10 protein-coding genes are annotated in these 12,331 nt (G+C 66.0%); 5 read left to right on the top strand and 5 right to left on the bottom strand.

The annotated features are described in order from the left end of the window. The 3 genes from ACCD07_RS22410 to ACCD07_RS22400 all read right to left on the bottom strand — a co-directional run bounded on the left by ACCD07_RS22410 (position 1) and on the right by ACCD07_RS22400 (position 4,998). Complete coding sequence (locus tag ACCD07_RS22410; RefSeq protein WP_353404651.1) at positions 1-1,371, bottom strand: gluconate:H+ symporter; 1,371 nt, start codon at positions 1,369-1,371, stop codon at positions 1-3. Positions 1,372-1,383: 12 nt separating this feature from the next. Beyond that, positions 1,384-4,371, bottom strand: a complete 2,988-nt coding sequence (locus ACCD07_RS22405) for a TonB-dependent receptor domain-containing protein (RefSeq protein ID WP_413448613.1) — start codon at positions 4,369-4,371, stop codon at positions 1,384-1,386. Positions 4,372-4,491: 120 nt separating this feature from the next. Continuing rightward, positions 4,492-4,998, bottom strand: a complete 507-nt coding sequence (locus tag ACCD07_RS22400) for a gluconokinase (RefSeq protein WP_353404653.1) — start codon at positions 4,996-4,998, stop codon at positions 4,492-4,494. 306 nt (positions 4,999-5,304) lie between these two features. Here ACCD07_RS22400 and ACCD07_RS22395 point away from each other — a divergent pair, with 306 nt between their 5' ends. The 4 genes from ACCD07_RS22395 to ACCD07_RS22380 all read left to right on the top strand — a co-directional run bounded on the left by ACCD07_RS22395 (position 5,305) and on the right by ACCD07_RS22380 (position 8,495). Continuing rightward, complete coding sequence (locus ACCD07_RS22395; RefSeq protein WP_413448612.1) at positions 5,305-6,021, top strand: MBL fold metallo-hydrolase; 717 nt, start codon at positions 5,305-5,307, stop codon at positions 6,019-6,021. Between the two features lie 72 nt (positions 6,022-6,093). Next, entirely contained in the window at positions 6,094-6,957 is an 864-nt protein-coding gene (locus ACCD07_RS22390) for an alpha/beta fold hydrolase (protein WP_218087772.1), read from the top strand. A 118-nt stretch (positions 6,958-7,075) separates the two neighbouring features. Continuing rightward, positions 7,076-7,930 carry a sensor histidine kinase gene (locus tag ACCD07_RS22385; RefSeq protein WP_413448611.1) on the top strand — a complete coding sequence of 285 codons (855 nt, stop codon included), beginning with the start codon at positions 7,076-7,078 and terminating at the stop codon, positions 7,928-7,930. After that, positions 7,872-8,495: a response regulator transcription factor gene (locus ACCD07_RS22380; protein WP_176651522.1), complete on the top strand. Its 624-nt coding sequence runs from the start codon at positions 7,872-7,874 to the stop codon at positions 8,493-8,495. Before ACCD07_RS22385 ends, ACCD07_RS22380 begins: the two co-directional genes overlap by 59 nt. Before the next feature lie 5 nt (positions 8,496-8,500). Here ACCD07_RS22380 and ACCD07_RS22375 read toward each other — a convergent pair whose 3' ends face one another. After that, entirely contained in the window at positions 8,501-9,187 is a 687-nt protein-coding gene (locus ACCD07_RS22375; protein ID WP_176651523.1) for a hydrolase, read from the bottom strand. Between the two features lie 109 nt (positions 9,188-9,296). Between ACCD07_RS22375 and ACCD07_RS22370 the strand changes: the two genes are divergently transcribed. Beyond that, entirely contained in the window at positions 9,297-9,929 is a 633-nt protein-coding gene (locus ACCD07_RS22370) for a response regulator (RefSeq protein ID WP_413448610.1), read from the top strand. Between the two features lie 5 nt (positions 9,930-9,934). Here the strand turns inward: ACCD07_RS22370 and ACCD07_RS22365 are convergent, their stop codons facing one another. Continuing rightward, positions 9,935-12,283: a TIM-barrel domain-containing protein gene (locus tag ACCD07_RS22365; protein WP_176651525.1), complete on the bottom strand. Its 2,349-nt coding sequence runs from the start codon at positions 12,281-12,283 to the stop codon at positions 9,935-9,937. Between the last annotated feature and the right edge of the window lie 48 nt (positions 12,284-12,331).

Here is a 12,331-nt window from a genome sequence, read left to right as displayed (position 1 = left end):
TTATCCAATCAAGGCGGAGAGGAGCAACACGAAAATCAGTCCGAAGACGCCGACCAGCGTCTCCATCAAAGTCCACGAGCGGAAGGTATCCTTCAGCGACAGGCCGAAGTATTCCTTGAACATCCAGAAGCCGGAATCGTTCACGTGGCTGCACATCAAGCTGCCGGCGCCGATCGCCAGCACCATCAAACTCGGATCGATGCCGGACGACTGCACCACCGGCGCGACGATGCCGGCCGCCGTCAGGCCGGCCACGGTGGCCGAGCCCAGACACACGCGGATCAGCGTCGCCACCAGCCAGCCCAGCACCAGCGGCGGCACCGGCAGGCTGCCGAGCTGCTTGCCCAGTTCGGTGCTGACGCCGGAATCGACCAGCACCTGCTTCAGCGCGCCGGCGCCGGCGATCACCAGCAGGATGGGCGCGATGTCGCGCAGCGCATCCTGGGCGCCGGCCATCAGCTTGGGCAAACTCTGGCCGCGCGCCAGCCCCAGCGTGACCACGGCGGCGGCCAGCGCGATCAGCATGACGATCATCGGATTGGCCAGGAAGGCGATCAGCGACTTCAGCAGCGGGCTGTCCACCGGCACCAGCGTCAGCGCGGTGGCGGCGGCCAGCAGCCACACCGGCAGCAGCGCGGTGGCGAAGCTGTTGAACACGCCCGGCAGTTCGGCCTCGTCGCGCAGGCCGGTGCGGAACAGCGGCGCCGGCTCGCTATGGATGCGTTTCAGGCTCATCGCGAACACCGGCCCGGCGATGATCAGGGTCGGCACGGCGACGATCAGGCCGTAGAACAGCGTGCGTCCCATGTCGGCATGGAACTGCGCCACCAGCGCCGTCGGCGACGGGTGCGGCGGCAGGAAGCCGTGGGCGATCGACAGCCCGGCCAGCAGCGGAATGGCCAGCGCCACCGCCGGCCGTCCGCTCTGGTACACCAGCGAGAACACCAGCGGCACCAGCAGCACGAAGCCGACGTTGTAGTACAGCGGTATGCCGGCCACGAAGCCGGTCAAGGTCAGCGCCACCGGCATGCGGGCCGAGCCGAACACGCCGATCAGATAGCTGGCGATGCGCTGGGCCGCGCCGCTGTCGGCGATCAGCTTGCCGAACACGGCGCCCAGGCAGACGATCACGATCAGCGAACCGAGCAGATCGCCTATGCCCTTGTCGATGGACTTGGGAATGGCGTCCAGCGGCATGCCCAGCAGCAGCGCCGCGACCAGCGCCGCCACCACGAACGCCAGCAGCGGCTGTACCTTGCCCCAGGCGATCATCAAGGTCAGCAGTCCGACCGACAAGGCCACGGCCAGCATGCTCCACGCGGCGGGCGTCATTCCGAAGAACGACGCCAACGGACTAATCATAGTAGTCATCACCCGGACGGCTTAGAAGCTGTAACGCACGCCGGCGCGGTACACGCGGCCGAGCACGTCGTACAGCGTCGGGTTGATGGCGAAGCTCAGGTTGGCCTGGGGCGCCGCGGCCGGATCGACGTTGCCGATGTTGTCGATCTTGAAGTAGGCGGTGGTCTTCGCATTGACCTTGTAGGTGCCGCCGAGGTCGACGTAGAAGGCGCCCTTCATCTGGTTGTTGAAGATGGTCGGGTGGATCGTGGTCGAGACCGGGCAGTTGGTCTGGCACTCGATGAACTCGTTGCTGTAGACGCCTTTGCTGATCCAGCGTTCGGTCAGCATCAGCCCGTACTTGTCGGTGTCCCACGCTTGCGAGGCCAGGCCCTTCCACTTAGGCGTGCCGCCCAGGTTGTTGCCGGCGCCTTCGGACGGGATCGTGCCCACCACGCCGGGATCGGTCAGGAAGCTGATGGTGCGGGTGGCCAGCGCGCGGAAGGTCAGGCGGCCAGGCAAGCCGAAGTCCTTCAGGTTCATGCGGTAGGCCGCCTCGATGTCGTAGCCCTTGTTGCGCAGCGACGCCAGGTTGAACGCCTGCACCGTCACGTAGTTGTTGGTGGTGCTGGCACTGTTGAGCACCATCGCCGAGCAGATTTCCTTGTTGCCTGCCACGCACAGGTCGACTTCCTGCTGCGCCGACAAGGTCGAGATCACGCCGTTGACCTTGATGTCGAAGTAGTCGACCGAGGCGCTGAAGCCGGGCAGCCACTTCGGCTGGTTCAGCACCGCGCCGAACACGGTGTTGCGGGCGATCTCGGGGCGCAGGTTGGTGTTGCCGACCGTGCGCTGCTGGACCGTGATGGTGTTGCCCTGGTAGCTGACCACGTTGTTGACCACCACGGCGGCCGCATACAGTTCGCTCAAGTTCGGTGCGCGCACGTCTTTCGAGGTCACGGCACGGAAGCTCAGGCCGTCGACCGGGGTCTTCCAGCTGCCGCCGATCTTCCAGCTTTCCACGCTGCCGGAGGTGCTGTACTTGGTGCGGCGGTCGGCCACGTTCAGGTTGGCCTCGCCGAAGGTGGCGGACTTCAGCATCGGAACGTTCAGCTCGACGTAAGCTTCCTTGACGTCGTAGGTGCCCGAGGCATTGTGGTAGTTGCCGGCGTACCAGTTGTTGCCGACCGCCGTGTTCAGCAGCGGGTCGGCCGGATAGGCCGCCGTGTTCGGGCTGTCGGCGGAGACGCCGTTGCCGTATGGGTCGCCGGTCACGCTGTAGTGTTCGCGGCGGTACTCGGCGCCGGTCGCCACGGCGATCGGGCCGGCCCACGATTCAAACGGTTCGCCGTGCAGGTTGAAGCTGGCGACCTGCTGCGTTTGCTTGGTGTGCTGCTGCGGACCGTTGGCCGGTTCGATGTAGGCCATTGCCGCCGGATCGGCCGGCACGTCGCCGATGATGTTCAGCGGTACGCAACCGGAAGCGGCCGCCACCGGGTTGCGGCAGACGATGGTGCCGTTCGGGCCGCGCACCGCGTCGATGGCGGCGTTGTAGCGCGCATTGAGCGAGATGTCGTGGACGATGATGTCGGTCTTGTTCTGGCCATATTCGGCGTAGGCGTCATACGACCATTCCTTACCGGCCAGCTGGAAGCGGCCGTCGGCGCCCACCACCACGCGTTCCATCTGGCGGGTCGGGTGGACGTTGATGTTGCGCGGGAATTCGGCGTTGGCCGTGCCGTACTGAAAGCTGGTGATCTTGTTGGCGGCGCAGGCGGCCACGATGGACGCCGGCAGGAAGGGGTTGTCGCACTGTATCGTCAGGTTGGCGTTCTTGGCCGCGCCCGGGTTCGGCGAGAACACCGATTCGACCTTGCCGAAGTTGGTGGTCAGGTAGATCTCGTGGTCGGGATTGATGTCGAAGCCGACGCGGGTGTACGCCACCTGGCGCTTCAGGTCCATCGCCAGGTTGGTGCCGGCGCCGACGCTGCCGCTCAGGTCGCCACCGACGCAGAACGGGTTGACGCAGCCGGTCACCGCGCCGGTGCCGGTCGGCTTGCCGCCGCCACCGTAGTTGAACTGGTACGGCACGCCGCCGGGACCGAAGGCCGTGCCCTGCAGCGGGCCGTTGGTGATCAGGCCGTACTTGGCGTACTGGTATTGCTGGGCGTGATCGATGACGGTGTATTGCGGCTTGCCGTCGTTGGTCTGGGCCAGCGGACGGATCTGGTAGGCGGTGTTCTTGTACCAGGTGCCGCCGTTCGGGCCGACTTCGCCGAAGCCCGGCGAATCGATGCCCTTCTCGCGGCCGAACTCGCCGCTGACTGCGACGTGCAGGCGGTCGTCCATGAAGGCCTTGCCCCAGGCCGCCTGCACGGTGCCGTTGCGGTCGTCGTGGTAGGTGGTCTGGCCGCCTTCGACGTTGGCCTTGAAGCCTTCGAATTTCTTGTCGGTGACGAAGTTGACCACGCCGCCGATCGCGTCCGAACCGTAGGACGCCGAGGCACCGCCGGTGACCACGTCGACGCGCTTGACCAGCAGTTGCGGGAACTGGCTGACGTCGGTCACGCCGGTGACGTTGGCGCCCACCACACGCTGGCCGTCCAGCAGGGTCAGCGTGCGGATCGGGCCCAGGCCGCGCAGGCTCAGCGAGCTCAAGCCCTGGATGCCGCTGGAGGTGCTGTTGGTGCTGGTGGTGCGGCCGGTGCTGCCCTGCAGCGCCGGCAGCTCGGCGATGGTGTTGAAGATGTTGGGCTGGGCGTTCTTGGCCAGGTCGTCGGCGTTCAGCACGGTGGTCGGCGTCGGCTGGGTGAAGCCGCGCGAGGCGATGCGGGAGCCGGATACAGTCACCACGGTCTGCACCGGCGCGGCGTTGGCATCTGGGGCGGCATTGGCGTCCGCGTTGGGCGGGGTCTGGTCGCCCGGGGCGGCAGGGGCAGCGGCAGCGGCTTGCTGCGCGTGGGCCGGCATGGCGATCCAGCAGCAAGCGCTGGCCACGGCCAGGCTCATGATTGTGTTACGTGTACGCATTGTAGTCTCCTGCTATATTTTTATGAGGTAAGGGTCAACGTGCGGAATTTCTGACGGCTCCGCTACGCACTGCTTGCAACGCTGCCCGGCCCCGTCAAGCCAGACGGTATTCGGGCACTTTCAACTACCGATCTTGCCGGCGAGGATATGACGCACCAGCGTTTCCGGCGCATCGGCGATGTCCAGCGTGATGCCGGCCTCGTCCTGCTGCAGCGGTTCCAGGACATGCAACTGGCTGTCCAGCAGCGACAGCGGCATGTAATGACCGACACGCGCCTGCATGCGGTCGGCGATCAGTTCGCGCGCGCCGCTCAGGTGGGCGAAGCGCAGCGCCGGGTCGGCCGCGCGCAGCTGGTCGCGGTATTTGCGCTTCAGCGCCGAGCAGCCCAGCACCAGGCCGGTGTTCAGCAGCCGCGCGCTGTGGATCTGCCCGGCCAGGGCCTGCAGCCAATCGTGGCGGTCGGCATCGTCCAGGGCGACGCCGGCGGACATCTTGGCCACGTTGGCCGGCGGGTGGAACTGGTCGCCCTCGATATAGGGTACGCCAAGTGCGCCGGCCAGCGCCTGCCCTACGGTGCTCTTGCCGCAGCCACTGACACCCATCACTACCCAGCGGGTACTTTCCATCCAGCTCTCCAAGGCATGGCCAACGTTAAGTTAGCGCTAACATTATTGTTTTAAATAAATCGCGCCCGACTTCTACGCGATGGTCACAACGCAAAGATAGCGTTATCATTTTTAGTGACTTTAGACTAATGGGAAAATTTGTAAAGAAGTATTGATACTGCGATGCAGCATAAGAAGGCCGGCCACCAGATCCATATCCGGCTGGCGGCGGGCTATGGCGGCGCAGCATGGGGCCGACTGGACTAAAGACAGGTGTTGCGGGGCCGCCACTGCGATAGCATCGGCAATCGCTACCGGAGCACTGCCATGACCTCACTTCTGTCCCGCCTGCCGGCCATCCTGCTGCTGGCCGCATCGACACTGGCGCACGCCGCCGCGCCGCAGGTGCGCACGCAGGCGCCCGGCTTTTACCGCATGATGCTGGGCGACTTTGAAATCACCGCGCTGTCCGACGGCACGCACGCCTTCCCCATCGACAGCGTGATGACCCATATCGCGCCGGCGCAAATCGCCTCGGACCTGGACCAGGCCGAACTGCGCCAGCCGGTGCAAGGCTCGATCAATGCCTTCCTGGTCAACACCGGCAGCAAGCTGATCCTGATCGATGCCGGCGCCGGCCAGCTGTATGGCGATTGCTGCGGCAAGCTGGTGGACCACCTGCGCGCGGCAGGCTACCGGCCCGAGCAGGTCGACGAAGTGCTGGCCGGTCCGGGCCACACGCCGGGCCACGCAATGTACCTGGTGAGCAGCCGCGGACAACAGTTGCTGGTCTGGGGCGACATCGTCCACGTGTCGGCGATCCAGCTGCCGCATCCGCAGGCCACCGTCAAATACGACAGCAGCGAAGCCGACGCAAGCGCCACCCGCCGGCAATTGCTGGAGATGGCGGCCGGCAAGCACATGCTGGTCGGCGCGGCGCACATCGCCTTCCCCGGACTCGGCCACATTGGTCACGCGGGCGCCGGCTACCAGTGGCTGCCGCTAAACTACGACGGCGCGCCCTCTCCCTTTAGCCCGCCCTGATCTTTTGGCAGGAGCGCACGATTGCGCCGCTGCCTACACTGGTCTCTCCCAACCAACGCAAGGAGCACCGCCATGCCGGATACCAGCCTCAACCAAAGCAAACCGCAACTGTCGATCGACAGCGTCATCACCAGCGACGGCACCCGCATCCACTTCAAGGACTGGGGCAGCGGCGCCCCGGTCGTGTTCAGCCACGGCTGGCCGCTGCAGGGCGACGCCTGGGAAGACCAGATGATGTTCCTGGCCAGCCAGGGCTACCGCGTCATCGCCCACGACCGCCGCGGCCACGGCCTGTCGAGCCAGCCATGGAACGGCAACGACATGGACACCTACGCCGACGACCTGGCCACGCTGATCGAAGCGCTGGACCTGCAAGGCGCCACGCTGGTCGGCCATTCGACCGGCGGCGGCGAGGTGGCGCGCTACATCGGCCGCCACGGCACCTCGCGCGTGGCCAAGGCGGTGCTGGTCGGCGCCGTGCCGCCGCAGATGGTCAAGTCCGCATCCAACCCGAACGGGCTGCCGATGTCGGTGTTTGACGGCATCCGCTCCGCCGTGCTGGCCGACCGCTCGCAATTCTTCAAGGACCTGACCACGCCGTTTTACGGCTACAACCGCCCGGGCGCCAAGGAATCGCAAGGCGTGCGCGACACGTTCTGGGCCCAGGGCATGCAGTGCGGCATCAAGAACGCCTACGACTGCATCAAGCAGTTCTCGGAAACCGACTTCACCGAAGACCTGAAAAAGATCGACGTGCCGACCCTGATCGTGCACGGCGACGACGACCAGATCGTGCCGATCGACGCGTCGGCCCGCGCCTCGGCCAAGCTGGTCAAGAACGCCACGCTGCTGGTGTATGAAGGCGCGCCGCACGGCCTGCCGACCACCCACAAGGACAAGCTGAACGCCGACCTGCTGGCTTTCCTGAAGGCGTAACTCTTTCGGGGGTGCCGGAACCGGCCGCTAAGCCAGAGCCGTCCGGCCCCTTTCGTATAAGCGCGCGGGTGTCGCGGCGCAGCATAATAGCTGCATCCTCTCTACACCAAGAAGCGACATGTCCTCCGAATTACCGCTCATCGATGTCCTGGCGCGGCGCAACGCGCAACTGGAACACAGGCTGCGGATGGCCGAGCAGGAACTGGCGCGGCTGGCGCGCATCACCGCGATGGGCGAATTTGCCGCCTCGCTGGCGCACGAGGTCAGCCAGCCGCTGGCCGCCATGATGCTGAACGCCGAAGCCGGCCTGCACCACCTGGAACAACAGCGGACGGAAAGCGCCTGCGACGCCTTCAAGATGGTGATGCACGCCGGCGCCGCCGCCGGCGGCGTGCTGCGCAGCATACGCGGCATGGCCGCCAACGCTCCCGCATCCCCCTCGCTGTTCGCGCTGGACGAGGCCGTGCTTGAAGTGCTGCGGCTGCTGCGCGGCGAGCTGCACAAGCACCGCGTCGAGGTCCGCACGCAGTTCGGCCTCGGCCATGGCCACGCCTTGCAGCTGCATGCCGACCGCGTGCAGCTGCAGCAGGTGATGATGAACCTGATCCTCAACGCGATCCACGCCATGAGCGGCGTCGAGCGCGCGCGCCTGCTGCTGGTGCGCACCGCGCTGGCCGACGACTCGGGCACCGTGCGCATCAGCGTCGAGGACAACGGCGCCGGCATCCCCGCCCATATCGCCGGGCGGGTATTCGAGCCGATGTTTTCCACCAAGCCCGGCGGCATCGGCATCGGCCTGGGCATCTGCCGCGCCATCGTCGGCGCGCACGGCGGCCGTATCTGGAGCGCTTCGCGCCAGCCGCACGGCACCGCCTTCCATGTCAGCCTGCCGCCCCACCACAAGGAACTCCACCATGGACACCATCTCCATCCTGATCGCCGACGATCATCCGCTGATACTTGCCGGCCTTGAGACGCTCATCAACACCATGCCGGAATGCCGGCTGGTCGGCCGTGCCGCCAACGGCGTGCAGGCCGTGGCGCTGTTCGAACAGCAGCGGCCGCAAGTGGTCGTCATGGACCTGGGCATGCCGGAAATGAACGGCGTCGAGGCCATAGAGCGGATGCGCCAGATCGACGCCGACGCCAACATCATCATCCTCACCACCTACCAGGGCGACGAGGATGTGCATCGCGGCCTGCGCGCCGGCGCCCGCGCCTACCTGCTCAAGGACAGCGGCTTCGCGCAGTTGTCGGCCTGCATACGCACCGTGGCGGGCGGCCGCACCTTCCTGCCGCCGGACGTGGCCGCCAAGCTGGCGCAACGGCGCGAAACCAGCCGCCTGTCCAGGCGCGAGCTGGAGATCCTGGCCCACATGGCCACCGGCAAGAGCAACAAGATGATCGCCCGCAGCGCCGACATCGAGGTGGGTACGGTGAAATTCCACGTCAATAATATTTTGGCCAAGCTCAACGTGGCAAGCCGCACCGAGGCCGCCACGGTGGCGGCCAGGCGCGGTTTGCTTGGCGTGTTCTAGCGAGCTTACTTGGCGGGCACGGGCGCCAGCGTCTCGTGGCTGCCGGTGATGCGCTGCGGCGCCTTGTGCACCATCGTGTACGCATAATCGACACCCATGCCGTAGGCGCCGGAGTGCTCGCGCACGATGGCCATCACGGCATCATAGCTGTCGCGGTGGGCCCAGTCGCGCTGCCATTCCAGCATCACCTGCTGCCAAGTCACCGGCACCACGCCGGCCTGGATCATGCGCTGCATCGCGTAGTCGTGGGCTTCCTTCGAGGTGCCGCCGGAAGCGTCGGCCACCATGTAGATTTCATAGCCGCCTTCGAGCATCGCGCACAGTGCGAAGCTGTTGTTGCAGACTTCGGTCCACAGGCCGGAGACGATGACTTTCTTCTTGCCGTTGGCGGCCAGCGCGTCGCGCACTTTCTGATCGTCCCACGAGTTCATCGACGAGCGTTCCAGGATGGGCTTGCCAGGGAATACGTCCAGCAGTTCCGGATAGGTGTGGCCGGAGAACGCTTCCGTCTCGACGGTGGTGATGGTGGTCGGGATATTGAACACCTTGGCGGCCTTGGCCAGCGCCACGGTATTGTTTTTCAACGCCTGGCGGTCCATCGATTGCACGCCGAACGCCATTTGCGGCTGCTGGTCGATGAAGATCAGCTGGCAATTGGTGGGCGTCAATACTTCTAATTTCGGGTTCATCATGATGGCTTCCATTCTTGGTTAAGGGTGAGGACTGCTGCATCCATGGTAGGCCCTGCCCGCGATGAAAACCACTATCTAAATATATAGCCGGCTTGCTATAGTACGTCCCGTGCCCACCGAATCCCTCCCCATCCGCGTCCTGATCGCCGACGACCATGCCCTGCTGCGCGAAGGCATAGCCGGCTTGCTGGGCGCGAGCGCCGGCATCGAAGTGGTGGCCCAGGCCGCCGACGGCCGCGAGGCGCTGGAGCTGTACGCGCGCCACCGTCCGGACGTGACCTTGATGGATCTGCAAATGCCGCTGCTGAACGGCTTCGACGCGCTGGCCGCGATCCGCGCGGCAGACGGCGCGGCGCGCGTCATCATGCTGACCACCTTCAGCGGCGACGCCCATATCGCCCGCGCGCTGGAGGCCGGCGCGATGGGCTACCTGCTCAAGGGCGAGCTGCGCGTCAGCCTGGTGGAGGCGATCCGCGCCGTGCACGCCGGCCAGAAATACATCCCGGACGAGGTCGCGCGCGAGCTCGATGCCTGGTTCGGCTCGGAAACGCTGTCGGCGCGCGAGCTGGCCGTGCTGCGCCTGGTGGCGTCGGGCCACTCCAACAAGGAGGCCGCCGCGCGGCTGGCGATCAAGGAAGAAACCGTCAAGGCCCACGTCAGCGCGGTGCTGGCCAAGCTGGGCGCGCGTGACCGCACGCATGCGGTCACCATCGCCATCAAGCGCGGCATGCTCGAGGTCTGAATCCCCTACTTCGCCGGCGCGGCAAGTTTTACCAGTCCCGGCGCCGCCTTGACCAGCGCGGCGTCGCCGCCGCTGGCGCTCAGCTTGCCTGCGGCGTCGTCCCACTTCAGCAGCGTCACGCTGGACTTGCCGTGTTCGTAGTCGTAGCTGACGCCGTCGTCGTCGTACAGGCGGAACTGGCCATCCTTGCCCGGATAGACCTTGATCTGCGCGATCGCCTGCTTGCTGGCGGTCGACTGGATGTCGGCGCCGACCGGCACGATGGAGCCGGCCTTGACGAACACCGGAATCTGCTCGATCGGCGCGGCCACCTTGATCCAGCGTCCGCCGCTGACCTTTTCGTTGGTCCAGTAGTTGTACCAGTCGCTGCCGGCCGGCAGGTAGACGTCCTTCTCGGTCTGGCCCTGCTCCGTCACCGGCGCCACCAGGAAGGCGGGCCCGAACATGTACTGGGTGCCGATGTTGGCGACGTTGGCGTCGTTCGGGAAGTCCATCCACAGCGGACGCATGAACGGCGCGCCGGTGTCGTAGGTGGCCTTGGCCTGGCTGTAGATGTACGGGATCAGCTGGTAGCGCAAGGTATCGTAGCGCGCCATGACGGCCTCGGCCTGCTTGCCCACCGACCAGATGTCGGTTTGCTTGCGCTCGCCGTGCAGGCGCAAGGTCGGCAGGAAGGTGCCGTACTGGAACCAGCGGGTCAGCAGCTCCGGATAGTCGTGGAACTGGCCGACCACGTCGCGCGCGTCGGACGGATCAAGCAACGGCGCCTTGGTGGCTTCGGTCGTCGACGGCAGGCCGTGCCAGCCGCCGATGTCGTTGCCCCAGTAGGCGATGCCGGAGGCGGTCATGTTGAGGCCGGTAGGGATCTGGCGCGCCAGCGCTTCCCAGCTCGGATCGACGTCCGACGACCAGAACAATGCGCCGGTGCGCTGCGAGCCCAGGTAGGCGGCGCGCGACAGGATCAGCACGCGCTTGTTCGGCTTCCACGCGCGCATGTTGTCGGCCATGCCTTCGACGTGCATCAGCGGGAACAGGTTGTGGTAGCGGTCGCCGGAGCCGATCGCGTAGAAGGCGCCGTCCGGCACCAGGTCCGGCTCGGTCTCGTCCAGCCATGGGTAATCGAAGCCCTTGGACAGGATGTTGTCGCGCGCCTTTTCCCAGAACCACTGGCGGGCGGCAGGATTGGTGGCGTCGATCAGGCCGCCGGTGCGGTCGGAGCGGAACGGCAGGCCGTCGACGCTCTTGCCCTGCGTGTCCTTCAGCAGATAACCCTTGCTGTCGAGTTCGTTGAAGTAGCGGCCGGAGGTTTCATAGCGCGGCCAGATCGAGATGATCGATTGCATGCCCATGTCGTGCAGCTGCTTGTTCATCGCCACCGGATCGGGGAACTGCGCCGGGTCGATGTCCATCTGGCCCATGCGGGTCCAGTAGAACCAGTCCACCACCATGACGTCGAGCGGATATTTTTTCTGGCGATAGGTATTGGCCACGCGCAGCACTTCCTGCTGGCTGTCGTAGCGCGCCTTCGACTGGATCAGGCCGAACGCGGCCTTGGGCGGGATCGGCGTCTTGCCGGTCAGCCGCGCGTAGCCGGCATACAGTTCCTCCGGCGTGGCGCCGGTGATCACGAAGAAGCTGACCCGTTCGCCCACGTTGGACTGGAAGCCGGTGCGGCCGTTGACGCCGGCGACGAAGCGGGTGGCGGACGGATTGTCCCAGACGATGCCGTAGCCCTTGGACGATACCATGAACGGCACGCAGACGGCCTCCCCCGCCGGCGCGTCGTACCAGTGCTGGCAATCGAGCACGCGGCCGCGCAGGTCCAGCGGTCCCAGCGATTCCTGGTTCTGGCCCATGCCGTAGTAGTGCTCGTCGCGCGGCGCGGCGAACGATGCGCCCACCTGATAGGTTTTCTCGGTGTTGACGGTGTGCGGCGACATTTCCCAGCCGGTCATGCTGAGCACTTGCTCGCCCTTGGCATTGCTGACCTGCAGGCCGACCGGCGCCAGCGACGACGCGAAATACTTTTCGCCCTGGCTGGGCACGCGCGGCGGCGGCGCCGGATTGACGCGCAGCGTCATGCCGGCCGAGGTGAAGGTGTCGCCGCCGGCGGCCGCGCTGTGGCGGAAGGCGCCGTTGTCGCTATTCTTGGGGAGGATGCCGAAGCCCGGCCCTTTCAATACCTCGGCCTTGTCGGCCGCGATGGTCACGTGGATGACGTTGGGGCCGTAGGCTTCGATGGATACGTAGGCGCCGTTGCGGTCGAGCGTGGCAAGCGGGGCGGCGATGGCAGGCAGGGCTGAAGCCAGGGCCAGCGTCAACGCCTGGCGAGGCGTGGAATGAAGCAGTCTCATGATGTCTCTCTTGGAATGACGCGACCGCGCCGCGGCCGCATTTTGTCG

Source organism: Duganella sp. Dugasp56, from assembly GCF_047304105.1.
GTDB classification, from domain to species: domain Bacteria; phylum Pseudomonadota; class Gammaproteobacteria; order Burkholderiales; family Burkholderiaceae_D; genus Rugamonas; species Rugamonas hordei.
Note: the sequence above shows the minus strand (reverse complement) of the source record. Positions and strands in the feature narration are given on the sequence as shown.

What these genes read in the sequence shown, in the direction of transcription:
- ACCD07_RS22410 (WP_353404651.1), bottom strand. Translation starts at nt 1,371, where the DNA reads ATGACTACTATGATTAGTCCGTTGGCGTCGTTCTTCGGAATGACGCCC.
- ACCD07_RS22405 (WP_413448613.1), bottom strand. Translation starts at nt 4,371, where the DNA reads ATGCGTACACGTAACACAATCATGAGCCTGGCCGTGGCCAGCGCTTGC.
- ACCD07_RS22400 (WP_353404653.1), bottom strand. Translation starts at nt 4,998, where the DNA reads ATGGAAAGTACCCGCTGGGTAGTGATGGGTGTCAGTGGCTGCGGCAAG.
- ACCD07_RS22395 (WP_413448612.1), top strand. Translation starts at nt 5,305, where the DNA reads ATGACCTCACTTCTGTCCCGCCTGCCGGCCATCCTGCTGCTGGCCGCA.
- ACCD07_RS22390 (WP_218087772.1), top strand. Translation starts at nt 6,094, where the DNA reads ATGCCGGATACCAGCCTCAACCAAAGCAAACCGCAACTGTCGATCGAC.
- ACCD07_RS22385 (WP_413448611.1), top strand. Translation starts at nt 7,076, where the DNA reads ATGTCCTCCGAATTACCGCTCATCGATGTCCTGGCGCGGCGCAACGCG.
- ACCD07_RS22380 (WP_176651522.1), top strand. Translation starts at nt 7,872, where the DNA reads ATGGACACCATCTCCATCCTGATCGCCGACGATCATCCGCTGATACTT.
- ACCD07_RS22375 (WP_176651523.1), bottom strand. Translation starts at nt 9,187, where the DNA reads ATGATGAACCCGAAATTAGAAGTATTGACGCCCACCAATTGCCAGCTG.
- ACCD07_RS22365 (WP_176651525.1), bottom strand. Translation starts at nt 12,283, where the DNA reads ATGAGACTGCTTCATTCCACGCCTCGCCAGGCGTTGACGCTGGCCCTG.